This window comes from Pseudidiomarina sp. PP-1MA, from assembly GCF_041200125.1.
GTDB lineage: Bacteria > Pseudomonadota > Gammaproteobacteria > Enterobacterales > Alteromonadaceae > Pseudidiomarina > Pseudidiomarina fusca.
Map to the genome: position 1 here is coordinate 168881 of NZ_CP165718.1, position 24049 is coordinate 192929.

Genomic DNA, 24049 nt, shown 5'->3' on the forward strand with positions numbered 1-24049 from the left:
CTTACTCCAGCTCCAATTCCAATTGCAGGGCATCATCAGGGTCGGGTAGCGCCACGCTGATGCCAATGAGTCGGACTTGCCGTTGCTGGCGCCTATCCCAGGCATCTCGTAGCAGTTGATAAAATAAGCTGGGTGAGGCTAAGTTAGCCGTTCGGGATACGGTTGTTTGTTGAAAATCTGAAAACTTTAACTTAATCGTCTGGCTTTTAATGAAGGCTTGCTGCCAGTTACTCACTTTCATCCGCTTCTGCAATTGCGGCAGTAGCACTTGTTCAAGGAACTGTTCGAGTTGGCGTAGGCTCGTGGCATCTTGGCTTAGGGTTTCTTCCACTCCAACACTTTTGCGCACACGCTCGGTAATCACAGCTCTTGGGTCGTTACCTAAACAACGTTGATAAACTAACCAGCCGGCCTTTTCGCCTAAAATGCGTTGTAAACTGGTTAACTCAGCTTGTTGGACATCTTTACCTAAAAATAAGCCAGCGTAATGCAATTTTTGTAAACTTTTCGGTCCAATTCCAGGGATTCGCTTTAGATCTAATTGCGCAAGATAAGAGCTCACTTGCTCTGGGGTTACTAAATACTGACCATCAGGCTTGTTTTCTTCGCTAGCTATTTTAGCTACCATCTTTTGATTAGAAATGCCCGCCGATGCGGTTAAACCTAGCGCTCGTAGTTGCTTTCGAATAGCACTAACCGTTAAGCTGGCACTCCCTTGATAGTGCTGGTTGTGGGTAAGGTCCAAATAGAATTCGTCGATAGAAGCAGGTTCAATGATCTCGGTATACTGTTGTAGGACTTCGAAAACTTGATTGGACATGGCGCGATAGTAAGCATGATCAGGGCGCACAAAGATAAGTTGTGGACATAATCGTCGAGCCTGGCTGCCGGCCATTGCACTGCGCACGCCATATTGCCGCGCTAAATAATTAGCAGTAGCAACCACTCCGCGATCACCGCCACCACCCACCGCAAAAGGCTTATCGCGCAGTTGTGGTTGGCGCAAGAGTTCAGCACTGGCAAAGAAAGCATCCAGATCCAAAAGGGCAATTTTACGCGTATCTAAGCTAGGATTGGTTGACATTGCACGGAAGTATTTAACCTTGAGTGGAATCTGGCTATAATCGCAACAACAAACCGAGCGTGCAAGCTCATTAGTTCAATCAGGAGTTTACTGTGAACGTATTATCTATTTTTAAATCTAGCCGTTTAATGGTTGCCGCAATGGCATTTGTCGTAGGTGGTGCTAGTGCTGCTGTAGTACCACAACAAAGTACCGCAGATATTAAAGAGCGCATTGCACCGGTAGCGCAAGTACGGGTAGCTGGAGCTGCTCCAGCCGCAGCTGCAAGTTCTGGTGGCGCGCGTTCTGGTGAAGCGGTTTACAACAAGTTCTGTGTTGCTTGTCACAGCTCTGGGGTGTTAGGTGCTCCTAAATTAAACAATGCAGCCGATTGGGAGCCACGCTTAGCTCAAGGCATGGATACAGTGCTGAAGCATGCTATTGAAGGTATCAATGCGATGCCACCTAAAGGTACTTGTAACGACTGTAGCGATGAAGAAATCCAAGCTGCTATCGACTTTATGATTGCTGAAATTTAATAGTTAGCATTCATAATATGAATAGAAAAAACCGCTTCGGCGGTTTTTTTGTGTCTATAATTTGAGCTGTTTTTTATAAATCTCTTTGTAATTTAGCAATGTAAATATATACTTTGTGGTTGGTTAGTTTTAAAACAATAAATAAAACAAAAACAACAATTAAACAAAACGAAACAGCTAGCTTATGCCTACGTCAACAGGGATGCAGCCTGAAGCTCAAACTTCAGCAGTGCAGAACACCGAAAGCAAAGAAATTACGCGCCTGCGTAAGGCTGTTGCACGTCTGCAAAAACTAGCACTTAAATATCGCCAATCTGAAGTGGTGCAAAAAGCACTGTTTAAAATCTCTGAATTAGCCTCTTCTGTAGAAAACATGCAAGATTTCTATGCATCGGTGCACGCCATTATTGGCGAGCTGATGGATGCTCGAAACTTTTACATTTGTTTGTATGACCAAGCTAAAGACACGGTTCAGTTTGTCTATTTTGTGGATGAATATGATGATTTTCCGGCCCTTGAGCAAGTGATTCCGGCTGAGGTGCTAGGGCAAGGCTTAACCGGTTATGTGATGCGTACGGGTAAGCCATTTTTGTATGATATTGAGGTCTTTGAACGGTTAAAAGAGCGAGGTGAAATTCGCGACTTAGGGTCACCTCCAGTAGACTGGTTAGGGGTGCCTTTGCGCTCAAATGGTCAAGTGGTTGGTGCCATGGTGGTGCAGAGTTACTCTGAGCAGATTCGCTACACAGAGCAAGACCAAGAGTTATTGTTATTCGTTTCGCAACACATTGTAAATGCTTTAGATAGAGTTCGTCAGCGTGAATACATGCAGGCAGAAATTGCTCGTCAAACCGCAAAATTACGGCAGATTAATGATGATCTGATTAATGAAATTAGTGTCCGTGAGCGAGCTGAAAAATTAACCTCCGTGTTGTTTGCGATTTCGGAAATTACCAACACCTCTGAGTCCATGCAAACCTTCTATGAACAGCTTTATCGACAGATAGGGATGCTCATCAATAACGATAACTTCTTTGTTGCTCTGATTAATCAAGACCGAGGTGTGCTGGAGTTTCCCTACAGTGTTGATGCCTATGATGGCAATTTACAACGCGAACGTAAGTTAGCTAAAGGCATGACCGAGTATGTTATCCGTCATGCGCAACCGGTATTCATTGACCGAGCCAAGTATCAACAGCTGGTGCAGGCAGGTGAAGTGGAAGATGCGGTAAGCTATTACGGTACTCATCCAACGCAGTGGTTGGGCTCGCCTTTGGTGGTTGAAGATGAAGTGATTGGGGTGTTATCCGTGCAAACCTACGTGAATGACATCACCTATAAGCAGGACGATTTAGAGCTTCTTAACTTCGTATCACAACATGTTGCGGTAGCCATCGAGCGCCGTCGGAATGCCGATGAAGTTAAACGCGTTAATGCCTATCTTGAGCGTAAGGTGGCGGAGCGTACAGAAGAGTTGGTTAGCGAAATTGAGCGCCGCAAAAAAGTAGAAGAAAAACTATTCTATGACGCGCACCATGATGCGTTAACGGGCTTACCGAATCGCTCCATGTTTACTGAGCGGTTACAGCAAACGCTGAAGCATAAAAAGCGTTTCCCGAACCATAATTTTGCGGTGCTGTTTGTTGATTTAGACCGCTTCAAAAATATTAATGACACGCTAGGGCATTCGGCGGGTGATGAGTTCTTGCTTGAAGCGAGTCGTCGGATTGGTGACTGCATTCGCGATAATGACACAGTGGCACGATTAGGTGGCGATGAGTTTGTTATTTTACTAGATATGATTCGCCATATTGACGATGCTAGAGATGTTGCATCGCGCATTATTGAAAAAATGCGGTTACCGTTTGTCTTTGGTGAGAGCGAACATTATTCGGGTGCCAGCGTGGGTATCGCCGAGTGTAAATCGCGCAATGATTCGGCAGAGCGTTTACTGCGCGATGCTGATGCTGCCATGTATCAAGCAAAAAGTATGGGCCGCGGTCGCTATGTGGTCTTTGATGAAAGTATTCACCAGGATTTGGTGGCCTCGTTGCATCGCGAAACCGAATTGCGGCATGCTCAATTTGACCAAGATTTTGTATTACAACAGTTTACCTTAGCCGATCTGCGCGATAACACAGAAGTTGCCCGTGAATTGCAACTAAGGTGGCAACGCGATGATAGCTTGCTTCCGGCAGATCGCTTTAATGCAGTAGCTGACAAAACCGGGATGACGTTGGCGCTTGATCATTGGATGCTGAAACGCTGTTGCGCTATTTTACAGGCTGAAGATCAGCCGTTACCTATCTATGTGGGCCTGTCTAGTAAGCATCTTTATAAACTGGCAGATGTGAAGGTATTAATTGATATCATCACTAACTCTGGAGTTGCGCCAGAGTCGTTAATCCTAGAGTTTAGTGAGACTGAGCTTAATGATAACTCCAAACGCCAGCTGAGCTGTTTGCGTCAGTTAGCTGAGCTCGGGGTAGGTTTGGCGCTGAACGAGTTTGGCCGTAGTGCAGGAGCACTGCAATTTATTTTGAATTATCCCTTTACCCATGTGAAGTTAGACCCGCGCTTTGTGGCGGACATTGCGACCAGCCAAAGAGCACAAGTGATGGTACGAAATGTGGTGCATCTATGCCGCGATCTAGCCATCGAAATTGCCGCAGCGGGCGTTGATAATCACGATCAATTACAGGCGCTTATCCATAATGGCGTGAATATCGGGCAAGGCCAATTGTTTGGAGAGCCCCAGCAAGTAAAGTCACCATTCAATGCCCAGCCGACCAGTAAGTCGGCAACGCGAGCTTAATCTTCCATAGCTTTACGCAGTAGTGCGATCCCTGATAACCGTGTTTGCTCTTGCTGAGCTTCTGTGGCTATGGTTTGCTCTTCCCACTCTAAATCATCTTGGGGGAGTTCAAATAAAAATCTACTAGGCTCAGGGCGTAGGGTGTCACCATATTGTCGACGTTCTTTCGCCATGGTAAAGGTAAGCGACTGCTGTGCTCGAGTAATTCCTACGTAGGCAAGCCGGCGTTCTTCTTCCACCATGTTTTCATCAATACTGGATTGATGTGGGAGTAAACCTTCTTCCATGCCCACCATAAATACATGTGGGAACTCCAGGCCTTTGGATGCATGCAAGGTCATCAACTGTACTTGATCGCCTTGTTCGGCTTCTTCTTGGCGCGACATCATGTCTCGTAAACACAATTTAGCTACCGTATCGGCAAGGCTAAGTGGCTCGTGTTCAGCATCACCCTTTAGCATATCTGACACCCACCGCATCAACTCATTGATGTTTTTCCAGCGCATTTCGGCGGCACTGACACTCGGACTGGTTTCGTAAAGCCACTCTTCGTAGCCTATCGTTTTAAGCAAATCAAACAAGGCCGATGCAGCCTCTGGTTGATGGTCGCAACGTCGAGCACAGCGTTGTATCAGCTGACAAAAATATTGCACCGACTGAAACTCGCGTGCGCCCAAACGAGTTTTGAGTGCTTGATGGTTTGCTGCCTCAAGGAGCCCTGTATGCAGCTCGTGCGCTAACTCGCCGATCCGCTCCACGGTATTCGGACCGATGCCACGTTTGGGGCAGTTAATGATGCGAATAAAGGCGGTATCATCGGTTGGATTAACTAATAGCCTTAGATAGGCCATCATGTCTTTGATTTCGGCCCGCGCAAAAAAGCTTTGGCCACCAGTCATACGATAGGGAATTCGGTTGGCAATCAAAGCTTTCTCGAAAATCCGTGCTTGATGATTGCCCCGATAAAGCAAAGCGAATTGCGAATAAGGAGTACGCTCTAGAAAGCGTCGACGCACAATTTCTGCGATCACTCGTTCAGCTTCATGTTCTTCATTGCGCCCATAGATAACCCGCAGTGGCACTCCGTATTCCATTTCTGAAAAGAGCTTTTTTTCAAAAACGTGGGGGTTATTCTCGATAAGAATATTCGCCGCTTTTAGAATCCGCCCATGGGAACGATAATTCTGCTCGAGTTTAATCACCTGCAACTGCGGAAAATCACGCTGTAACAAAGCCAAGTTTTGGGGTTGGGCCCCACGCCAAGAATAAATCGACTGATCGTCGTCACCTACCACCGTAAAGTTTGCTTGATCCCCCACCAGTAACCGAACGAGCTCGTACTGACTGGTATTGGTATCTTGATACTCGTCAACCAAAAGGTACTGAAACTTCTGCTGCCAGCGCTGACGAACCGCGTCGTTAGTGCGCAGCAAGAGCGTTGGCAGTAAAATCAGATCGTCAAAGTCGAGTGCGTTGCAGGCTCTCATGTTTTGTTGATAGCGCCGATAAAACTCGGCAAATAACTTATCATCATCGGTTTGCGCTTGGGCTAGTGCCTGATCGGGCAGGAGCATGGCATTTTTCCACTGCCCAATCTTATGTTGTAAGCGTTTCAGGAGCTCTTTGTCTCCATCTAATTCAGGTTCAGTTAAGGCATTTAAGAGTGCCAAGCTGTCTTGATCATCAAATAAAGAGAAGCCCGCTTTCATGTTGAGCTGAGTGACTTCTTTTTTGATAATCGTTAAGCCCAAGGTGTGAAAAGTAGAAACCGTTAATCCACGGGTATACTCGCGACCGAGCGTTTGCCCAACCCGCTCTTTCATTTCTTTGGCTGCTTTATTGGTAAAGGTCACCGCCGCAATATGTTTCGCAGGGTAACCACATCGAGTAATTAAATGGGCAATTTTTTCTGTAATGACTCGTGTTTTGCCACTACCTGCGCCAGCTAATACCAGTACCGGTCCAGTAATGGCCCGCACGGCCTCTTGTTGACGAGGGTTCAACAGCATGACGAATAAACAACCTTCTTGTTGGAGGTGACAAAAGCTGGGTAAAGCGTATGAAAAGCAGATTTTACCGCAACTTCTTGCTAAGCTAAACGTTAATGATGTCAGCCACCACCAGATAAAGATAAGGGGTTGTTATGGATGCGAAAAAAATAGAAGACATAGCCCGCCAGATTAATGACAGCATTCCTGCGGGGATCAAAGATTTAGCGGGTAGTTTTGAACAGCGCGTAAAAACTATTTTGCAGCAGCAGTTAGGCAAACTAGATGTGGTTACGCGTGAAGAATTAGATGTGCAGCAGCAGTTATTATTGCGTCTACGGCAGCGGGTAGAGCAGTTAGAGCGTGATTTAGCAGCAATGCAAAAACCAGAGTAGATCATCATGGCACAATGGCTAACGGGCGAAGTAGTTGAAAACTACGCCTGGAATCAAGATTTATTCACCTTAAAGGTGCGTACTCCTAAGTTTGATTTTATTGCGGGGCAATTTGTGCGTCTGGGTTTAGAAGTAGACGGGCAACGGGTACAACGCGCGTATTCATTGGTTAACGCGCCCACCGCAGATGAATTAGAGTTTTTGGTCAACCGTATTCAAGATGGCTTGTTATCGCCGTTATTACATGGCTTACAGGCAGGGCAAAGAATTGAAGTATCACAGCCACCAAGTGGCTTTTTTACCCTGAACGAAGTGCCGGATGGTGAGAGCTTGTGGCTCATTGCGACTGGTACCGGGGTGGGGCCGTATTTTTCGATGCTAGGTACCGCAGAGCCTTGGCAACGGTTCAAACGGATTCATCTAGTTCATGCGGTGCGTTATGCCAGCGATTTAGCCTATCAGAAACTAGCGCAACAGTGGTTACAGCAGTATCCACAACAATTCAGCTATCAGCCGATAGTGAGTCGTGAGCAGGTTACCGGGGCTTTGTCGGGTCGGGTGCCGGCTTTGATTGAATCAGGAGCTTTGCAAGCTGCGCTAGCAGACCAGTTAGATAGCAGTGCACAAGTTATGCTTTGTGGTAATCCGGACATGATTCGTGATGCCAAACAAGTGCTCGCAGATCTCGGGTTACCGAAAAACCTCCGGCGCAAGCCTGGTAATGTCACCATGGAGCATTACTGGTAAGTCATTTACCTAGCAAGGTTGCGTAAAATCCGCAGCCGCAATCCGCTATTGCGATAGCAACAAGTGCTTCTTACCGCGCTAAACTGAGGTCTTTTCACCACGGAGTGGTTATGAGCTCAATCAGTTTAGCGCAAGTCTATACGCGCGCCTTGTATGGTATGGACGCCCCTTTAGTTACGGTAGAAGTTTGCCTAGCGGCGGGTCTGCCTGGTTTCAACATGGTCGGTTTACCTCAGGCTGGTGTGCGCGAAGCCAAGGATCGGGTTAGATCAGCGATTATGGCCAGCGGGTATTTATTCCCCAAAGCAAAAAAAATCACCATCAATTTGGCTCCAGCAGATTTACCTAAGCACGGTGCGCGCTATGATCTTGCTATAGCTATCGGCATATTAGTGGCCGATAAGCAGTTGTCGTCGGCAAAAGTTGAAAGCCGTGAATTTTTTGGTGAGCTAACGCTTAACGGTGATTTACGTTCGGTATTAGGTATTTTGCCGGCGGTATTGGCCTGTCGAGATGAGGGCCGAGAAGCAGTTATTCCCCTTGATAATGCCCCCGAAGCCAGCATCTTAAAGCAACAACAGTGTGTTGCGGCCATCAGCCTGCGCGATGTGGTGAGCCATTTGCAGGGCCCGCATGGGCTTCCTTATATCAAGTATCAAGAGCCCCATGTCGATTTGGAACCCTTTGGCGATGTTGCCGATGTCATTGGACAAGAGCAAGCGAAGCGGGCGCTATTGTTGGCGGCCATGGGAGGTCATCACTTACTTTTTGTAGGCCCCCCGGGCACTGGCAAAACCATGCTCGCCCAACGCCTGCTGGGGCTTTTGCCTCATTTGGCTGAACAAGAAGGCTTAGAAGTAGCCGCAGTACGGAGTATTTCAAACGCAACGGAGCAGCCCCAACATTGGCAGCAACGCTGCGTTCGTGCACCGCACCATTCCTGTTCAGCGGCAGCACTGGTGGGCGGCGGTTCGCCACCACGGCCAGGTGAAATTTCTTTAGCTCATCGCTCAATTTTGTTTTTAGATGAGTTGCCAGAATTTCAGCGTCATGTGTTAGATTCACTGCGCGAACCTTTGGAGTCAGGTCACGTCACCATAAGTCGGGCTGGTTACCAAGCGCAGTTTCCAGCAAAGTTTCAACTGGTTTGTGCTCTTAATCCATCACCGTGCGGACAATTTGATGGCACCTTGGCAAGTGCGCGCTCGAGCCCAGAGCAAATCATGCGCTATCTTGGCAAGCTTTCTGGCCCCTTGCTTGATCGCATCGATATGCAAGTGGATGTGCCGCGACAGCCTGAGGTGCTCGCCCAGCGTGAGGTTGCTCAGCCACCGCTAACTGCGCTTTGGCGCCAGCAAGTGGCCAGCGCACGCGAGGTACAATTGGCGCGACAGGGCTGTTTAAATGTTGAACTTAAACCGAGTCAACTCGCAGAGCATTGCTGCTTGAGTGATGCGGATCATCAGTTTTTGGTGCAAGCCATCGAGCGCTTGCAGTTATCTCACCGGGCCTATCACCGCACCTTGCGGCTAGCGCGAACCATTGCCGACGCTGCACAAGCTTCGGAGATTCAGCGTAGCCATCTTGCCGAAAGTTTAAGTTATCGGGCTTTAGACCGGTTACTTCAACAATTACAACAACTTTAAGGCCTGATCAAAAGCAATGATCACGCGTTCAATATCCTGGCTGCTGATATCTAAATGAGTGACTAGTCGCAGCCGTTGGCCTGCTCCAACAATAATACCCTGCTCACGTAAGTGTGTGCTCACTTTTTGCGCGTCGTCGGTGCTGTTGTAGTTGAGGTAAACCATGTTAGTTTGCGCTGGCTCTACGGTAATAGCAGCGCCGTTCTGGCTTAACTGCATTAATCCGTCGTGTAGTTGCTGTGCATGCCGATGATCGTCGGCAAGCCGCTCAATATGATGGTCAAGGGCATAATCCATTGCGGCCGCTACGATCCCAGCTTGGCGCATGCCGCCACCGAGCATTTTGCGCCAGCGCCGGGCACGTTCGATGAGTTTGTGCGAACCTACCAAGACGGAGCCAATGGGCGTGCCTAGCCCTTTAGAAAAACAGATAGAGACACTATCGAAGGGTTCAACAAGGGTGGCCAGTGATTGTTTACTAGCTACACAGGCGTTAAAAATGCGGGCACCATCTAAATGCAGCTTAAGGCCATGTTTATTGCAAAGTTTACGTGCCTTGAGCATAAATTCTTGGCTAATCACTTTACCCGTATGAGTATTCTCCAAAGATAGTAAGCGAGTGATTGGAAAATGCGGGTCATCGGGCTTAATTCGTTTTTCGACTTGAGTTAAGTTAAGCGTACCATCCGCTTCCAATTCAAACGGTTGCGGTACGATGCCACCTAGCACTGCGGCGCCACCAGCTTCATAGCGATAGGTGTGATATTCCTGACCAACTAAGTACTCATCGCCACGTTGACAGTGACTGAGGAGAGCTAATAAATTGGTTTGGGTACCACTACTAGCAATGAGCGCGGCTTCTTTACCAGCCAATTTGGCAATGCGTTGTTGCAATGCATTGATGGTTGGATCATCCCCAAAAACATCATCGCCAACGGGCGCTGCTGCCATTGCGGCACGCATGGCCGCTGTTGGTTTGGTGACCGTATCGCTCCGTAAATCTAGCATGGCTCTACTCCTGATAACCCCAAGCTGGTGGTGGTACTGCTATGGGTTGACTGAGATCAATGTGAACTTCAAATAAACGACCCGGCCGGCTCAATTGATAGCTTAGGGTATTGGCGTCAACAAACTCAAACGTCCAAGTATTGGTGGTAGACACATCCAATCCATTCGCGACAAATAAAGCTTTACTGGCCTCATCGACAGGAAATGCCTGCTTACTAGCGCTGCCAGCTTGTACAGTTTGGCCACCGTATGGTGAGACGGCATCGGCACTACCATCTTCATGCAAATGATAATGTTGAAAATCAATAACTTCTTGTTGTTGAGTTTGTTGTCTGGTTAGTACCCATGTACGTGAACGATCGTCACCAACATGCAACGGCATCCGAATGGTATTAGCTTCACAATCGCGAATATGCACCACTAACGGATGATCCCAGGCTGGGCTCGGCTGATTATCGGCCACGATAGTGGCGCTGAAGGCTTGTCCGCAATAAGGTTTAAAAGCCGCCATGAACTGTTGTTGAGGGCTTTCGACTGAGGCTGTTGGTTGGCCGCAGGCACTTAACAGCAAGCCACTGGCAGCAACGGCACTGAGGTACCAAGCTGATCTGGCTTGGGTTAAAGAAGTATGCCTAATTTGCTGATACTGAGGTTGCGGTTGATTAGCCATGATTATCCTTTATTGTTATGTAGCTCTGGTGATATTACTTTGCCACACCGGCTTTTGCTATGGAACACTGCACCGTGCGATAATGCCATTATATTTTAAGCGAACCTAATAGCGGAATTCATTCATATGCATGTTTATCAGAACGTTTTAGAAATGATTGGCAACACGCCGATGGTCAAAGTTAGCAACATTGATACCGGCCCCTGTGAGTTGTATTTAAAATTAGAGCTGCTTAACCCAGGCGGCTCGATTAAAGACCGTATTGCGGTGAGCATGATTGAAGCCGCTGAGCAACAGGGCAAATTACGCCCTGGAATGACGATTATTGAAGCTACCGCAGGCAATACCGGTTTAGGCTTAGCCTTGGTTGCTGCCAGTAAAGGCTACCCGCTAAAAATTGTGATGCCAGACAAAATGTCGGCAGAAAAAGTGAATAACTTAAAAGCCATGGGTGCTGAAGTGATTCGTACTCGTTCAGACGTGGGTAAAGGCCACCCTGAATACTACCAAGATATGGCTGAGCGCTTGGCTGCTGAACATGGTTGGTTCTATGTGAATCAATTTACTAACCCAGCCAACGTGGCAGCGCATTATCGCACGACCGGACCTGAAATTTGGCAACAGATGCAAGGCCAGCTGGATGCCTTTGTGTGCGGCGTAGGTTCAGGCGGAACGCTATCCGGTATTGGTAGCTATTTACGCGAACAAAACCCACAGGTTGATTTGGTTCTCGCTGACCCAGAGGGATCTATTTTAGAACCTTTGATTAATCGCAATGAAGAAGTAACTGCAGGTAGTTGGTTAGTAGAGGGCATAGGAGAAGATTTCGTGCCAGATATTTGTCAGATCAACTTAGCTAACAAAGCTTATGCTATCAGTGACAAAGAAGCCTTTCATACGGCCCGTGAGCTGTTGGTGAAAGAAGGCGTGATGGTAGGTTCATCAAGCGGTACTTTGATTGCTGCCGCGCTCCGCTATTGCCGTGAGCAAACCAGTCCTAAACGTGTGGTTACCTTGGCTTGTGACACTGGTAATCGCTATTTATCAAAACTCTATAATGACGATTGGATGGCCGAGAAAGGCCTGCTGGAGAAATAATAATGGCTGACCAAAAGACACTAAAATTTGCAACTCGTGCTATTCATGGCGGACAAGCACCTGAACCGGCGACTGGCGCGGTCATGCCGCCTATTTTTACCAGCTCTACGTATATTCAAGAGAGCCCTGGTGTACACAAGGGGTTTGAGTATTCACGCTCGCACAACCCAACACGTTTTGCTTGGGAGCGCGCGGTAGCGAATCTTGAGGGCGGCCAGCATGGCTATGCGTTCGCTTCAGGGATGGCCGCAACCTCAACCATCATGGAACTGCTGAACAGCGGGGACCATGTGATCGCGATGGACGACTTGTACGGCGGTACCTTCCGTCTATTTGATAAGGTTCGTGGACGTTCAGCAGGGCTGAACTTCTCGTACGTCGATTTAACCGATCTAGCTGCAGTCGCTGCTGCTATTACGAGCAGTACCAAGATGATTTGGATTGAAACGCCAAGTAATCCGATGTTGAAGTTGGTTGATATTGCCGCCGTGTGCAAGCTAGCAAAGCAGCATAATATTTGGGTTGTGGTGGACAACACCTTTGCGACACCTTTTAATCAACGTCCGTTGGAGCTAGGCGCAGACGTGGTGATGCACTCAGCTACAAAATATTTGAACGGTCACTCAGATATGGTTGGTGGTATTGCGGTGGTTGGCGATAACGCCGAGATAGCTGAGCAAATGACCTTTTTACAAAATGCTGTAGGTGCTATTGCTGGGCCATTCGACAGTTATTTAGCGTTGCGTGGGGTGAAAACGCTGGCGTTGCGTATGCAGCACCATAATGCTGCTGCGCTCAAGATTGCACAATGGTTAGATCAGCATCCGCAAGTAGAAAAAGTCATTTACCCGGGCTTACCAAGTCACCCGCAACACCAGCTCGCTAAGCAACAAATGACCGGCTTTGGCGGCATGATTTCTATTTTATTGAAAGGCGACCTCGATAAAGCACGCCGCTTTTTAGAAGCTGTAGAAATTTTCGCTCTAGCGGAAAGCTTGGGCGGTGTGGAGAGCTTGATTGAGCATCCGGCGATCATGACCCATGCATCTATTCCTGCCGAAAACCGAGCCAAGTTGGGCATTCTTGACAACTTTGTAAGGATTTCAGTGGGGATTGAAGACGTTGAAGACCTTATTGCCGATTTAGATCGTGCTCTAAGCGCTTAATATGTCAGAAAATTTAAGCTTCTTTTACAATTCAATGAAGATAAGGTAGGCTTATTTCCACAATAATAACGAGACATTAAGGAACATCTATGCCTATTAGCCTGTTTTTATTGCAGGGTTTACTTGCGGCGTTGTTGTTTTATGGATTGGTAGGGCAGCACTATCGCCAGCCGTTGTGGAATACCTTAGCGGTACTAACTTTAGGGTTAGTACCGCCAGTGAATTGGTTGGTGCTTATGTTGGCAGTCGGCTACCGACTCTGGCATAAGCCAGCCGCAGCCATGCCGATTAAACATTAATTAAGACGATTAACGAGCCATGAGGCAGTAGGGTCAATGCAGTTACAACCTTTTCATTTGGCTATTCCAGTAAGCTCTATTGAGCAAGCGCGGGCCTTTTACGGAGATGTATTGGGCTTGGCTGAAGGTCGCAGCGCAGCACAATGGGTCGACTGGGATTTCTTTGGGCACCAGTTAGTGACTCATTTAGCACCCGAGCGTGCCGGCGTGGCTCACCATAATCCGGTTGATGGGCATGAGGTTCCGGTACCTCACTTTGGCGTGGTGCTAACTATGCCGCAATGGCAGCAATTAGCTGAGCAAGTGACCGCGGCAGGCATCAAGTTTGTGATAGAGCCACATATTCGCTTCGCTGGCCAGCCGGGCGAACAAGCCACTATGTTCTTCTACGATTACTGTGGCAATGCGCTTGAGTTTAAGGCCTTCCAAGACTTAGGTCAGTTATTTGCTCGCTGACAATTACCACCACTAATAATCACGCCAATGCGCTTGCCCTGAAATAGCTCAGGGTAGCGCGTTATGGCTGCGATAACCGTTGCTGACGATGGCTCTATCCATTGTTGAGTGTGCTCCCATACAAGAGCTTGGGCTTGCAGCACTTGGTCATCATTCACCAGTAAAATCTTATCTACCCATGCTTTAATACGGGCAAAGGTATGCTCTCCGACGCGGGTGAGCAAGCCATCACAAATGCTCAACGGTGGCATTGCTGGTTGCAACACACCGGTTTTAAAACTGGCATAGCCATCGGCAGCTAATTCAGGTTCAATCCCATACACATTGGCTACTTGGTGCTGCTTACCCACGATCGCAGTCCCGCTTAACAGACCGCCGCCACCAAGCGGGGCGAGTAACACCTCTAACTCTGGATACTCTTGTAATAATTCTAGCGCCGCCGTGCCTTGGCCTTGCAGAATGTGAGGATGGTCGTAGGGTGGCACAAAGATGCCACCACTAGGTTCGCGAGCTGCGACAAAAGCTTCACGGGCAGCCATGCCAGGCTCTATATCGATCAATTCGGCGCCATAGCGCTGCATGTTCGCGCGTTTTATCGGTGAGGCATTGGTGGCGACCCCAACGGTTACTGCAATACCCAGCTGTTGCCCAGCAGCAGCTAAAGCCGCACCATGATTACCTGACGAAACCGTATACACCCCCGCTTGACGTTGCGCTGGGGTAAGCTGCAAAAGGGCATTACAAGCGCCTCGAAATTTAAACGCCCCCGTGTGTTGAGTATGTTCACATTTGAGCATCAAGGTAGCACCTAAAGCGTCATTAAGGTGCTGATTGACGATGACATTGGTACGCCGAGTGCGCCCCGCCAGTCGTTTTGCTGCTGCAACAACCTCAGAGTATTCGGTGTTTAGTGATAAATGCATGTATACTCCTGTGACTAAATAAATATGAGGACATTATGGCGGTACTCAATACTTTTGAGCGCATTCGTGCGCTACCTATGCCTTATCAAACGCTGCTGGCGCTTTATTTGTGCCAGCGCATGCTACCTAACTATGAGCTTTTTCATCAGGTCACCGGCTTTGGTGATCCAAAACCCTTGCAAGGTGCACTTAATGCCTGTTGGGAATGGGTCTGGCAACCTAAGAAAGTTAAAGTGAACTTTGCTCGTTGGCAAGAGAAAGTCGATGACGAGACGCCTAGCGAACATGGCCACGATATGCTTGGTGTTTATCCAGCGATGGATGCTTGCACCGCAATCAGTACTTTATTGCAAGGACTGATGGATAACAACAGTGCTGATTTCGTTAGCGTCGCAAAAGTATCTCAAGCTGGCGTAGCGAAATTCCTTGAGCTAACCGAAGGTGCTGAGATGTCTGCCGAGCAGCGCCGCAAACTATTGCGCGAGCATGAGTTGGCGGTGTACGAAGTTGAAGTGCAACAAGCCATGTTAAACTTTTTGGAGACCCTTGCCGCCAGCCAGCCTCAACCAAGTCAGGCACTGGTGCAACAGGTGCGCCAAATGGTAGCAGACGAAGGCGTCTCCAATATTGGGGTTAGCTTAGCTGATTAACGACTCTATTTTGGTTGGCGTTGCGGTTGTGATTGGACAATGGCAAGCCAACCAATAATGCCAAAAATGACTATTTGCCAATAGTCACCTCGTCGCCACAAAATATGCTCTTTGTAGACGGTGACAAACATCAGTAATTGCAACAAATGCACCGCAATCAGTACCATCATTAAGATGAGAAAAAGCGCAAAGCCTTTACCAGGAAACGGCCAGACCAAATTGGCTAGCATCGCGGCCCATACCAAAGCAAATAATAAACGTCCTGCCCAAACTGCCATACTCATTATTGGTATCCTAATTTACTGTCACTCTGGTATCGGAGTCACGTTGGTGCTAGTTACTTGATATAAACGAAAGGCGACTTGGCCAGCTCGCTTCTCTCGATACAAATGCCAATGAGCTGGCACTTGCGCAATCCAATTCGCCTCTGTTTCCACATACACCCAACTGTCTGGTGCTAGCCATTGCTGCTGCTCAAGTGCCGCAATGCATTTATCAGCAAGGCCTTGTTGAAACGGCGGGTCGATAAAGACTACATCAAACTGCTGTAGCGCCGGTTGCGCTAAATAGGTTAAAGCATCCGTTGCTATTGCCTCGGCCTGACAAGGCTCTGGTAGGTCTCTGGCCTGCATGGCTTGGTTGAGTACCTTTGCATGTTGTTGCAATAAGGTCGCGGCTTGCTTATTGCGCTCTAACAGGGTCACGCTCGCAGCCCCCCGTGAGAGCGCTTCGAAACCTAGCGCTCCGCTGCCAGCAAAGGCGTCTAGCACGCGTTGTTGGGCCAGCTCAAACTGCAGCCAGTTGAATAAGGTTTCGCGAATTCTATCGGTGGTTGGCCGTAGCCCCGGTAAATCAGCGATGCTTAGTTTGCGGCCACGCAAAAAACCGCCAATAAGGCGGAGTTCGCCAGCGCCTTTATGACTGGCTTTTTTCTGCTTGTTTGAGCGGTTTGGCATGCTAAAGTACGCCTTCTAGGGTTTGACATGGTAAACTGTTGGGCATTGTAACCGAGCAGCACAGAACTTCCAAAGGTAAAGCAAGCATGGCCAAAGGATCGTTATTTTCGTTTTTTCGTAAAAAAGACAAGCCCAAAGAGGCATCCGAGGTAACCTCAACTCCAGCAACCACTGATTCTGCCACTGATCCAAGCATAGATTCGAACAGTGATTCAGTGAGTGACCAAGCCACGATAGCGGAGGCTGGCGAACTAGCCGAGCGCGAAGAAGCAGCTGTAGTTGGCGAACTAACTGAAAGTACAGAACCAACCGAAAGCAGTGAACCAGCCGAAAGCGCCGAGCCAGTTGAACCAGTTGAACCAGTTGAGCCAGTTGAGTCAGTTGAGCCAGCCGAGCCGACAACAGTGGCGGCGGTAGCAGCACCAGATGCGGCCGAAGTGTGCGCCCAAGTCACTGCAGAGGTAGCCGCTAAGAAGGCAGCTAAACCGGCCAAACAAGGTTTGTGGGCTCGCCTGACCCAAGGCCTCAAAAAAACATCAAGTGCTATTGGCGATGGCTTGTGGGGCTTGTTCAAAGACAAAAAAATAGATGATGAGCTGTTTGAGGAATTAGAAACGCAGTTGCTTACGGCTGATATTGGGGTTCCCACCACCCAGCGTATTGTCGACCGTTTAACGCAGCATGCGAACCGCCATCAGTTGAAAGATGCCAATGCCTTGTATGACCTGTTGCAACAGGATTTAACCGAGATCCTCAAGCCCGTTGAACAACCGTTACAAGTGAATCAAGATGGCCCTTTTGTGATCTTGATGGTAGGTGTGAACGGAGTAGGTAAAACCACCACTATTGGTAAGTTAGCCCAGCAATTTAAACGCCAAGGCAAATCGGTGATGCTAGCTGCTGGCGATACCTTTAGGGCTGCAGCGGTCGAGCAATTGCAAGTATGGGGTGAGCGCAATGATATCCCTGTTATTGCGCAGCATACTGGCGCTGATAGTGCTAGCGTGATTTTTGACGCGGTAGAAGCCGCCAAAGCGCGCGGGGTTGATGTATTGATTGCCGACACGGCCGGGCGTTTGCAAAATAAAGCACATTTGATGGAAGAACTGAAAAAAGTGGTACGGGTGATGCGCAAGCTAGACGAAACCGCACCGCATGAAGTGATGCTGACGCTAGATGCTGGCACAGGGCAAAATGCCATCAGCCAAGCCAAGCTTTTCACTGAAGCTGTGGGGGTATCTGGCATCACTTTAACCAAGCTTGATGGCACCGCCAAAGGTGGGGTTATTTTCGCTATCGCCGACCAATTTAACATTCCTATTCGTTATATTGGGGTAGGCGAAGGTATTGACGATTTGCGCCCGTTTGTCGCGGACGAGTTTGTTGCAGCGCTGTTTCAGCGCGAGTTAACCCACAGTGATAACGCATGATTAAATTTGAGCAAGTAAGCAAAACTTACCCTGGTGGCTTTCAGGCATTAAACAACGTGAGCTTTCATCTGGAGCCAGGTGAAATGGCGTTTCTAACGGGTCATTCGGGGGCAGGTAAGAGTACCTTGCTCAAATTAATAAGTATCCTTGAGCGCCCAACAGCTGGCCGTGTGCTCATCAATGGCCACGATTTAAAACGGATCTCGGCACGGCAAGTACCTTATGTGCGGCGTGATATTGGGATGATTTTTCAAGACCACCGCCTGCTGATGGATAAAACCGTGTTAGACAATGTCGCACTGCCCTTACTCATTGAAGGCTACAGTATGGCCGAAGCGAAAAAGCGGGTTCATGCAGCACTAGAGAAAGTAGGTCTGTTGGACAAAGTTCGGCACTACCCCTATATGCTATCGGGTGGCGAGCAACAGCGCGTTGGGATAGCTCGCGCCGTGGTCAATAAGCCGCCGTTATTGTTGGCGGACGAGCCTACCGGCAACTTAGATCCTAAGCTATCTATGGATATTATTCGGTTATTTGAAGAATTTAATCGGGTGGGGGTCTCCGTATTAATTGCAACGCACGATTTAGGCCTGATTGCGCGGTTACGCTACCGCACCCTAACCTTGCGTGATGGCCGTATGATCAACGATGGCTTGCAGGAGAATTAAGCCATGAGTTTATTATTCCGATCACGCCAACAAGGGGCAAGCCAAGTCAACATTTCAAAGCTTCAACGTTTTGTCATGTTTTGGGTGCACAATGTGCAACAAGCCTTGGCGAGTCTTGGCGAATTGTTACGTTATCCGATGGCTAGCATGATGACGATGGCGGTGCTGGGGTTAAGTTTAACGCTACCAGCAACGCTATACGTGGTGGTTAAGAACACCGAAAGCTTGGGTGCTGATTGGCAAAATGCAGCAGAAATCACGCTGTTTTTGCGCAAAGACTTAACCCAGCAAGAAGTAGATACTGTACATAAGCGTTTAAGCTTGTCTAACGCCATAGAATCCGTACGTTGGATTGATAAACAACAAGCTTTGAGCGAGTTTAAAGAACAGTCGGGCTTTGGTGATGCGCTGGCAGCATTGCAACAGAACCCTTTGCCGGATGTGCTTATTGTAACCCCGGTAGCAGCACAGCGCAGTGCGGCTGCAGCACGGCAATTGCTTAGCCAGTTACAACAAGAGCGTGAAGTAGCTGAAGCGCGCTTAGATTTAGATTGGCTGACGAGGCTGGAGGCTATTTTAGCGGTGATACGCCATGGCTTATCAGCGTTAGCTTTGTTGTTATGTGTGGCGGTGGTGTTAATCGTAGGCAATACCATCCGTTTGAATATCAATAGCAAACGCGATGAAATCATGGTGATGAAATTGGTGGGTGCTACCGATGCCTATATTCAGCGGCCTTTTTTGTATACGGGCATTTGGTATGGCCTGGTGGGTGGCGTGATTGCTTGGGTAGCAACGGCATTGATCATTTGGTGGATCAGCGGTACCGTTGCTCACGTCAGTGAACTGTATCAAAGCCAATTTCGTATTGAAGGCTTAAACTTTAGTGAAATGATGGTGTTATGGTTAGTGGCAATTGGGTTGGGGCTGCTTGGATCGTACCTTGCTGTAAGAAAACATGTACGAACCATTGAAATGACCTAGCTTAGCCCTTAAGTTAAACCTGAGTTAAAGATCTCACAACCATTGTCAGCAGCGTCGTTTTTGCTAGAATGAGGGAACTTTCAGGCTTAAAAAGAGTCTGAGTAGGTGCCTGCAGAACTTAGTACAGGCACCCAAATTTAAAGAGGATGTTGTTGCATGAGCACTGAAATTACGAGTATGGCATTAACGGTACCGCAATCGAGCGGTAGCTTAGAGGCGTATATTTCGTCAGTGAATCGCATTCCTATGCTGTCAGCAGAAGAAGAACGCGAGTTGGCGGAGCGCCTACAAGAACAGGACGATTTAGAGGCTGCACGTCAGCTCATCATGTCGCACCTGCGCTTTGTCGTACATGTGGCCCGCAGCTACTCAGGTTATGGCTTGCCTCAGGCCGATTTAATTCAAGAAGGCAACATTGGCTTGATGAAAGCTGTGCGCCGGTTTGACCCGACCGTGGGGGTACGCTTGGTATCTTTCGCGGTGCATTGGATTAAAGCCGAAATTCATGAATACGTGCTGAAGAACTGGCGTTTGGTCAAAATCGCCACCACCAAAGCACAACGTAAATTGTTCTTTAATCTGCGCAAAATGAAGAAGCGTTTGGGTTGGTTTACTCAAGATGAAGTAAACACGGTAGCTGAAACTTTAGGTGTTAGTACTTCTGAAGTATTGGAAATGGAAGCTCGAATGAGTGCCCATGACCAAGCCTTTGAGTTGAGCTCAGACGATGATGATGCGCGCGAAGGTAGCAATTACTCACCGGCTCAATATTTAGAAGACAAGCGCTCAGACCTCGCTGAAGAAGTTGAGCAAGAGCAGTGGGAGTCTCATACTCAGCAGCGTTTATTATCGGCAATTAATACTCTGGATGAGCGTAGCCAAGATATTGTTAGGGCGCGTTGGTTAGATGAAGAGAATAAAACGACCCTACAAGAGCTGGCAGAAAAATATCAAGTGTCAGCCGAGCGAGTACGCCAGTTAGAAGTGAATGCAATGAAGAAATTGCGGTTAGCGATGGCTTAATTTAATAGCTCAGAAACGTACACAAACTGAAAAGATTCCGTTGGCAACAGCGGAATCTTTTCTTTTAGAAAGGCCAAAGTTTCTGGATGAGGGTGTGCAATTACCACCGCCTGCGAATGCTTCTGCGCCAGCTCTAGGAGTCCCTGCCAAGCTTGTTCTAGCGCCACCTGCTGCAACTGATTATCAAGAAATACATGCCGTCTTATGGTGGGTACGCCATGAGCAAGGGCCTGCTGTTCTGCCACGGTAGCTGCGCTAGTACGGCTATCTAAAAAATACAGCTGACGCTGCTTTAAGGCTTGCATCAACCACGCCATACTTTGCTTTTGTTCGGTTAAATAGCTGCCTTGATGATTGTTCACCCCTCGTGCATGGGGCACCTGCTGTAATGCATAATCAAGCAAGAGTTCAATATGTGCGAACGAGTCGCTCGCGCTTAGCATGCCAGCTTCTGTGGCGGTCTGCTGTCCTTGGGCTTGCATCGGTAAGTGCAGCATCACCTGATGACCAGCCTGATGCGCTGTGGTCGCAAGTTTAGTGGCGTGAGGCGAGCCTGGTAAGATGGCTAAAGTAATAGGAATAGCTAAATCTAGAAACTCTTGATGGCGAAGGTGGTGGCCCACATCGTCAATCACCAGAGCAATCTTGGCTGGCTTTGGCGCTTCGCTGAATGGCGGGGTTAGTAGCTGAGGAGGCTGGGCTAAGGCTATGCTTGCGATCAAGCTCAAGATTAACAGGCAAGCACCCCCTAGCAACTGGCGCGGCATTTAACGACACCATTGGGTAGGATTAACGGCATCGCCTTTAACCCGGATTTCAAAATACAAGGCTGGGCTCTCACGGCCACCGCTTTGTCCCACTAAGGCAATGGTTTCATTACGGCGCACTATGTCACCCTCGGCGGGTAAAATGGTTTGGTTGTGGCCATACAGGCTCATATAACCATCGCCATGGTCGAGTACCAGTAATAGGCCGTAGCCACGCAGCCAATTGGCAAATAAGACGCGGCCATCAGCGATAGCCGTAACAGGGGTGCCATCGGCTGCGTCAATGATCACACCTTTCCACTGTAAGCCGCCACTTCGCGCCGTACCAAACACTCGTTGCACTTTGCCCTCGGCAGGCCACTGTAACTGTCGCTTGAGCTCCGCTAATCCATTTAATTGCGGCTCGTTGCGCATTGCTGCGATGATTGCCGCCAACACCTGTTCGAGGGCTTCTTGGTTCTGGCGGAGTTGGCTAATGGCTTGCTGATCCGCTTGTTGCTCGCGATTTAAGCGTGCGATAAGTTGTTGTTGTTGCTGCTGTTGTTGCTGCAACACGCCTTGTTGCTGGCGCTGCTCAGCCAATTGCTGTTGCTGCTTAGCTTGTTGCTCATCAACGTCGGCCCGTACTTGTTCTAGTTGCGCATAGGTAGCTTGCAGTTGCTCTAACTGCTGCATCCGAGCTTCATTAAAGTAGCGATAGTAGCCCAGCACCCGTTCAATTTTACTGGGCTCTTGTTGTTGCAATAATAGTTTTAAATAATCGTGCTTGCCTAACCGATAGGCCGTATCAATTTGTTCAGCCAAAAGCGCCAGCTGTTGCTGCTGTTGCTGTTCTAGTTGCTGCTGCTGTTGCTGTAAATCCTTGATACGAGCGACCGTCGCCGCTAGCTCGGTGGCGGTATGGTTAAGTTCGTTCGCAATACTGGCTATTTGCCGCTCTAACTGTTGTAGTTCGCGCTCAGTTAAGCTGAGTTGTTCAGAGCGTTGGTCTAAGGCTTGCTGCCGGCGCTTTAGCTCAGTCGCAATTTGCTGCAACTGGGCTTCAGTTGCAGCTTGCTCTGCTTGGCTGTCCGTCTGCGCTGCGGTCGCAGCACTACTTAAGAGCCAGAATGTCAGCGCCAGCCAGCGACCCCAAGTAGCTACCATTAGCTGCTTTGAGTTAAGGTAACAATGGGTTTGCCCGTCATTTCTGGCGGAGTTGATAGCCCTAATAAATGCAGCATCGTAGGAGCTACATCAGACAAGGTGCCACCGGCACGAGCTGTGGCATCACGACCCACATAAATAAATGGCACCAACTCGCTGGTGTGGGCGGTGTGTGATTGCCCAGTATGATGGTCTTGCATTTGCTCAGCATTGCCGTGATCTGCAGTAATTAGACACTCACCGCCAACCTCGCGCAGCGCTTCAACCACCCGTGCGATACAACGATCGACTGCTTCACAAGCTTTTACGGCAGCAGCAAAATTGCCCGTATGACCGACCATGTCGCCGTTCGGGTAGTTACAGATAATCACGTCATGTTGGCCGGCGCGAATGGCGGCAACCAACTCATCAGTGAGCAGCTCGGCATTCATCTCTGGCTGCAGATCGTAGGTTGCTACATTGGGTGATGGGATCAACACTCGCTGTTCACCAGCAAACTCTTGCTCCCGTCCACCGCTGAAGAAAAAAGTGACATGTGCATATTTTTCGGTTTCAGAAATACGCAACTGGGTGTAGTCATGCTTAGCTAGCCACTCGCCTAAGACGTTATTCAGTGACTCAGGCGGATAGGCAACGGGGCCATTCAGCTCTGCTGCATATTCTGTGAGCATAACGAAGGCTCCTAACTGGGGCCGCTGACCACGGTCAAATCCATTAAAGTCTTCATCTAAAAAGGCGTGGCTCAGTTGACGCGCGCGGTCGGCGCGGAAGTTCATGAAGATCACTGCATCACCCTCTTGCATCGGCGCTTTATCGCCAATCCGGGTGGCTTGCACAAACTCGTCATTTTCGTCACGTTCGTAGGCATCAGCAAGTGCTACTAAGGCACTATCTGCTTGATAAGAAGCCTTGCCATGGACGATTAAATCCCAAGCTTGCGCGACTCGATCCCAGCGCTTATCTCGGTCCATGGCAAAGTAACGTCCGCAAAGACTTGCAAATCGCCCCACGCCAAGCTGACTAAACAAGGCATCAAAGCGCTCCAGAGAAGCTTTGGCAGAACGTGGTGGGGTGTCACGACCGTCTAGAAAACCATGCACATAAATTTCTTGTGCCCCGCGCTGGGCGGCTAGTTCAACCATGGCTAACAGATGGTCTTCGTGACTATGCACGCCACCTGGTGATAACAGCCCCATGATGTGAACCGCTTGGTCGGCCCGCACCGCCTTGTCTACCGCCTCAGTTAAAGCAGGATTAGCAAAGAAATCGCCATCGCTGATAGCTTTGCTGATGCGGGTAAAGTCTTGATACACCACGCGTCCTGCACCAAGGTTCACATGGCCCACCTCAGAGTTACCCATTTGCCCGTCTGGTAGGCCTACTGCCATCCCTGAGCCGTCAATCAATGTATGTGGGCATTGTTGCCACAGGGCATCCATAGTCGGAGTATGTGCTGCCGCTATCGCATTATCGGCAACTGCCTCGCGATGGCCCCAACCGTCTAAAATAATTAACGCCAATGGTGTATGCGCTTTACCCATAACATCCTCGGTGGTTTTTTAGTAAATTCATCAAATTGAATCTATTTTATGCGATTTTAGCTTGCTCCGCA

At 48.7% G+C, this 24049-nt stretch carries 24 protein-coding genes; 14 read left to right on the forward strand and 10 right to left on the reverse strand.

Annotated features, from left to right (window positions below):
• Position 1 precedes the first annotated feature (1 nt).
• Positions 2-1084 carry a DNA polymerase IV gene (gene dinB / locus AB8S08_RS00775; RefSeq protein WP_369743073.1) on the reverse strand — a complete coding sequence of 361 codons (1083 nt, stop codon included), beginning with the start codon at positions 1082-1084 and terminating at the stop codon, positions 2-4.
• A gap of 140 nt (positions 1085-1224) precedes the next feature.
• On the opposite strand from dinB, the gene AB8S08_RS00780 reads away from it, so the two are divergent.
• Positions 1225-1602 (forward strand): cytochrome c5 family protein, encoded by a 378-nt coding sequence (locus AB8S08_RS00780; RefSeq protein WP_369744207.1) that lies wholly within the window; start codon positions 1225-1227, stop codon positions 1600-1602.
• A 184-nt stretch (positions 1603-1786) separates the two neighbouring features.
• Positions 1787-4417, forward strand: coding sequence for a diguanylate cyclase domain-containing protein (locus AB8S08_RS00785; protein WP_369743074.1), 2631 nt, complete (start codon positions 1787-1789; stop codon positions 4415-4417).
• On the opposite strand, the gene rep is transcribed toward AB8S08_RS00785, so the two are convergent.
• A complete protein-coding gene (gene rep, locus AB8S08_RS00790; RefSeq protein WP_369743075.1) occupies positions 4414-6426 on the reverse strand; it encodes a DNA helicase Rep in 2013 nt (670 codons plus the stop codon). The two genes, AB8S08_RS00785 and rep, sit on opposite strands and share 4 nt — an antisense overlap.
• Before the next feature lie 134 nt (positions 6427-6560).
• On the opposite strand from rep, the gene AB8S08_RS00795 reads away from it, so the two are divergent.
• The 3 genes from AB8S08_RS00795 (at position 6561) to AB8S08_RS00805 (ending at position 9193) form a co-directional block, all read left to right on the forward strand.
• On the forward strand, positions 6561-6800 hold the full coding sequence (locus AB8S08_RS00795) for an accessory factor UbiK family protein (protein ID WP_110076729.1): 240 nt from the start codon (positions 6561-6563) through the stop codon (positions 6798-6800).
• 6 nt (positions 6801-6806) lie between these two features.
• Entirely contained in the window at positions 6807-7547 is a 741-nt protein-coding gene (locus AB8S08_RS00800; RefSeq protein WP_369743076.1) for a ferredoxin--NADP reductase, read from the forward strand.
• Between the two features lie 119 nt (positions 7548-7666).
• Positions 7667-9193 carry a YifB family Mg chelatase-like AAA ATPase gene (locus tag AB8S08_RS00805; protein ID WP_162014609.1) on the forward strand — a complete coding sequence of 509 codons (1527 nt, stop codon included), beginning with the start codon at positions 7667-7669 and terminating at the stop codon, positions 9191-9193.
• Here AB8S08_RS00805 and ltaE read toward each other — a convergent pair.
• Positions 9179-10201, reverse strand: coding sequence for a low-specificity L-threonine aldolase (ltaE, locus tag AB8S08_RS00810; RefSeq protein WP_369743077.1), 1023 nt, complete (start codon positions 10199-10201; stop codon positions 9179-9181). The genes AB8S08_RS00805 and ltaE overlap by 15 nt on opposite strands.
• A 4-nt stretch (positions 10202-10205) precedes the next feature.
• Positions 10206-10871: a hypothetical protein gene (locus tag AB8S08_RS00815; RefSeq protein WP_369743078.1), complete on the reverse strand. Its 666-nt coding sequence runs from the start codon at positions 10869-10871 to the stop codon at positions 10206-10208.
• 126 nt (positions 10872-10997) lie between these two features.
• On the opposite strand from AB8S08_RS00815, the gene AB8S08_RS00820 reads away from it, so the two are divergent.
• From AB8S08_RS00820 to AB8S08_RS00835, 4 genes are all read left to right on the forward strand, one after another.
• Positions 10998-11969: a PLP-dependent cysteine synthase family protein gene (locus AB8S08_RS00820; protein WP_110076733.1), complete on the forward strand. Its 972-nt coding sequence runs from the start codon at positions 10998-11000 to the stop codon at positions 11967-11969.
• 2 nt (positions 11970-11971) lie between these two features.
• Positions 11972-13135, forward strand: a complete 1164-nt coding sequence (locus AB8S08_RS00825) for a cystathionine gamma-synthase (protein ID WP_369743079.1) — start codon at positions 11972-11974, stop codon at positions 13133-13135.
• A gap of 89 nt (positions 13136-13224) precedes the next feature.
• Entirely contained in the window at positions 13225-13434 is a 210-nt protein-coding gene (locus AB8S08_RS00830) for a hypothetical protein (RefSeq protein ID WP_110076735.1), read from the forward strand.
• A 36-nt stretch (positions 13435-13470) separates the two neighbouring features.
• Positions 13471-13890 carry a VOC family protein gene (locus AB8S08_RS00835; RefSeq protein ID WP_369743080.1) on the forward strand — a complete coding sequence of 140 codons (420 nt, stop codon included), beginning with the start codon at positions 13471-13473 and terminating at the stop codon, positions 13888-13890.
• On the opposite strand, the gene AB8S08_RS00840 is transcribed toward AB8S08_RS00835, so the two are convergent.
• Positions 13872-14813 (reverse strand): threonine/serine dehydratase, encoded by a 942-nt coding sequence (locus AB8S08_RS00840; protein ID WP_110076737.1) that lies wholly within the window; start codon positions 14811-14813, stop codon positions 13872-13874. The genes AB8S08_RS00835 and AB8S08_RS00840 overlap by 19 nt on opposite strands.
• A 35-nt stretch (positions 14814-14848) precedes the next feature.
• Between AB8S08_RS00840 and AB8S08_RS00845 the strand changes: the two genes are divergently transcribed.
• The gene (locus AB8S08_RS00845) at positions 14849-15463 is read left to right on the forward strand and encodes a YjaG family protein (RefSeq protein ID WP_110076738.1); all 615 of its coding nucleotides are present in this window, start codon (positions 14849-14851) and stop codon (positions 15461-15463) included.
• Between the two features lie 5 nt (positions 15464-15468).
• Here the strand turns inward: AB8S08_RS00845 and AB8S08_RS00850 are convergent, their stop codons facing one another.
• Both AB8S08_RS00850 and rsmD read right to left on the reverse strand, forming a co-directional pair.
• Positions 15469-15747: a DUF1145 domain-containing protein gene (locus tag AB8S08_RS00850; RefSeq protein WP_153827056.1), complete on the reverse strand. Its 279-nt coding sequence runs from the start codon at positions 15745-15747 to the stop codon at positions 15469-15471.
• Positions 15748-15768: 21 nt separating this feature from the next.
• Positions 15769-16419 (reverse strand): 16S rRNA (guanine(966)-N(2))-methyltransferase RsmD, encoded by a 651-nt coding sequence (gene rsmD, locus AB8S08_RS00855; protein ID WP_369743081.1) that lies wholly within the window; start codon positions 16417-16419, stop codon positions 15769-15771.
• Positions 16420-16505: 86 nt separating this feature from the next.
• Here rsmD and ftsY point away from each other — a divergent pair, with 86 nt between their 5' ends.
• From ftsY to rpoH, 4 genes are all read left to right on the forward strand, one after another.
• A complete protein-coding gene (gene ftsY / locus AB8S08_RS00860; protein ID WP_369743082.1) occupies positions 16506-17849 on the forward strand; it encodes a signal recognition particle-docking protein FtsY in 1344 nt (447 codons plus the stop codon).
• Positions 17846-18517: a cell division ATP-binding protein FtsE gene (gene ftsE, locus AB8S08_RS00865; RefSeq protein WP_110076742.1), complete on the forward strand. Its 672-nt coding sequence runs from the start codon at positions 17846-17848 to the stop codon at positions 18515-18517. The genes ftsY and ftsE overlap by 4 nt, the downstream gene beginning before the upstream one ends.
• A 3-nt stretch (positions 18518-18520) precedes the next feature.
• Positions 18521-19501 (forward strand): permease-like cell division protein FtsX, encoded by a 981-nt coding sequence (gene ftsX, locus AB8S08_RS00870; protein WP_369743083.1) that lies wholly within the window; start codon positions 18521-18523, stop codon positions 19499-19501.
• A gap of 156 nt (positions 19502-19657) precedes the next feature.
• Positions 19658-20524, forward strand: a complete 867-nt coding sequence (gene rpoH / locus AB8S08_RS00875) for an RNA polymerase sigma factor RpoH (protein WP_110076744.1) — start codon at positions 19658-19660, stop codon at positions 20522-20524.
• Here rpoH and AB8S08_RS00880 read toward each other — a convergent pair.
• From AB8S08_RS00880 to gpmI, 3 genes are read right to left on the reverse strand one after another with little or no spacing between them, the layout of a single operon-like run.
• A complete protein-coding gene (locus AB8S08_RS00880; protein WP_369743084.1) occupies positions 20521-21291 on the reverse strand; it encodes a divergent polysaccharide deacetylase family protein in 771 nt (256 codons plus the stop codon). The two genes, rpoH and AB8S08_RS00880, sit on opposite strands and share 4 nt — an antisense overlap.
• On the reverse strand, positions 21292-22437 hold the full coding sequence (locus tag AB8S08_RS00885) for a murein hydrolase activator EnvC (RefSeq protein WP_153827062.1): 1146 nt from the start codon (positions 22435-22437) through the stop codon (positions 21292-21294).
• A complete protein-coding gene (gene gpmI, locus AB8S08_RS00890; protein WP_369743085.1) occupies positions 22437-23978 on the reverse strand; it encodes a 2,3-bisphosphoglycerate-independent phosphoglycerate mutase in 1542 nt (513 codons plus the stop codon). The genes AB8S08_RS00885 and gpmI overlap by 1 nt, the downstream gene beginning before the upstream one ends.
• Positions 23979-24049 lie beyond the last annotated feature (71 nt).

Bases quoted from the DNA above. Each gene is read 5' to 3' on its own strand.
- ftsX (WP_369743083.1), top strand. From the start codon at position 18,521: ATGAGTTTATTATTCCGATCACGCCAACAAGGGGCAAGCCAAGTCAAC.
- AB8S08_RS00880 (WP_369743084.1), bottom strand. From the start codon at position 21,291: ATGCCGCGCCAGTTGCTAGGGGGTGCTTGCCTGTTAATCTTGAGCTTG.
- ftsE (WP_110076742.1), top strand. From the start codon at position 17,846: ATGATTAAATTTGAGCAAGTAAGCAAAACTTACCCTGGTGGCTTTCAG.
- AB8S08_RS00840 (WP_110076737.1), bottom strand. From the start codon at position 14,813: ATGCATTTATCACTAAACACCGAATACTCTGAGGTTGTTGCAGCAGCA.
- AB8S08_RS00850 (WP_153827056.1), bottom strand. From the start codon at position 15,747: ATGAGTATGGCAGTTTGGGCAGGACGTTTATTATTTGCTTTGGTATGG.
- ftsY (WP_369743082.1), top strand. From the start codon at position 16,506: ATGGCCAAAGGATCGTTATTTTCGTTTTTTCGTAAAAAAGACAAGCCC.
- gpmI (WP_369743085.1), bottom strand. From the start codon at position 23,978: ATGGGTAAAGCGCATACACCATTGGCGTTAATTATTTTAGACGGTTGG.
- rpoH (WP_110076744.1), top strand. From the start codon at position 19,658: ATGAGCACTGAAATTACGAGTATGGCATTAACGGTACCGCAATCGAGC.
- AB8S08_RS00835 (WP_369743080.1), top strand. From the start codon at position 13,471: ATGCAGTTACAACCTTTTCATTTGGCTATTCCAGTAAGCTCTATTGAG.
- dinB (WP_369743073.1), bottom strand. From the start codon at position 1,084: ATGTCAACCAATCCTAGCTTAGATACGCGTAAAATTGCCCTTTTGGAT.
- AB8S08_RS00780 (WP_369744207.1), top strand. From the start codon at position 1,225: ATGGCATTTGTCGTAGGTGGTGCTAGTGCTGCTGTAGTACCACAACAA.
- AB8S08_RS00820 (WP_110076733.1), top strand. From the start codon at position 10,998: ATGCATGTTTATCAGAACGTTTTAGAAATGATTGGCAACACGCCGATG.
- AB8S08_RS00885 (WP_153827062.1), bottom strand. From the start codon at position 22,437: ATGGTAGCTACTTGGGGTCGCTGGCTGGCGCTGACATTCTGGCTCTTA.
- AB8S08_RS00785 (WP_369743074.1), top strand. From the start codon at position 1,787: ATGCCTACGTCAACAGGGATGCAGCCTGAAGCTCAAACTTCAGCAGTG.
- AB8S08_RS00825 (WP_369743079.1), top strand. From the start codon at position 11,972: ATGGCTGACCAAAAGACACTAAAATTTGCAACTCGTGCTATTCATGGC.
- rsmD (WP_369743081.1), bottom strand. From the start codon at position 16,419: ATGCCAAACCGCTCAAACAAGCAGAAAAAAGCCAGTCATAAAGGCGCT.
- rep (WP_369743075.1), bottom strand. From the start codon at position 6,426: ATGCTGTTGAACCCTCGTCAACAAGAGGCCGTGCGGGCCATTACTGGA.
- AB8S08_RS00800 (WP_369743076.1), top strand. From the start codon at position 6,807: ATGGCACAATGGCTAACGGGCGAAGTAGTTGAAAACTACGCCTGGAAT.
- AB8S08_RS00815 (WP_369743078.1), bottom strand. From the start codon at position 10,871: ATGGCTAATCAACCGCAACCTCAGTATCAGCAAATTAGGCATACTTCT.
- AB8S08_RS00795 (WP_110076729.1), top strand. From the start codon at position 6,561: ATGGATGCGAAAAAAATAGAAGACATAGCCCGCCAGATTAATGACAGC.
- AB8S08_RS00830 (WP_110076735.1), top strand. From the start codon at position 13,225: ATGCCTATTAGCCTGTTTTTATTGCAGGGTTTACTTGCGGCGTTGTTG.
- ltaE (WP_369743077.1), bottom strand. From the start codon at position 10,201: ATGCTAGATTTACGGAGCGATACGGTCACCAAACCAACAGCGGCCATG.
- AB8S08_RS00845 (WP_110076738.1), top strand. From the start codon at position 14,849: ATGGCGGTACTCAATACTTTTGAGCGCATTCGTGCGCTACCTATGCCT.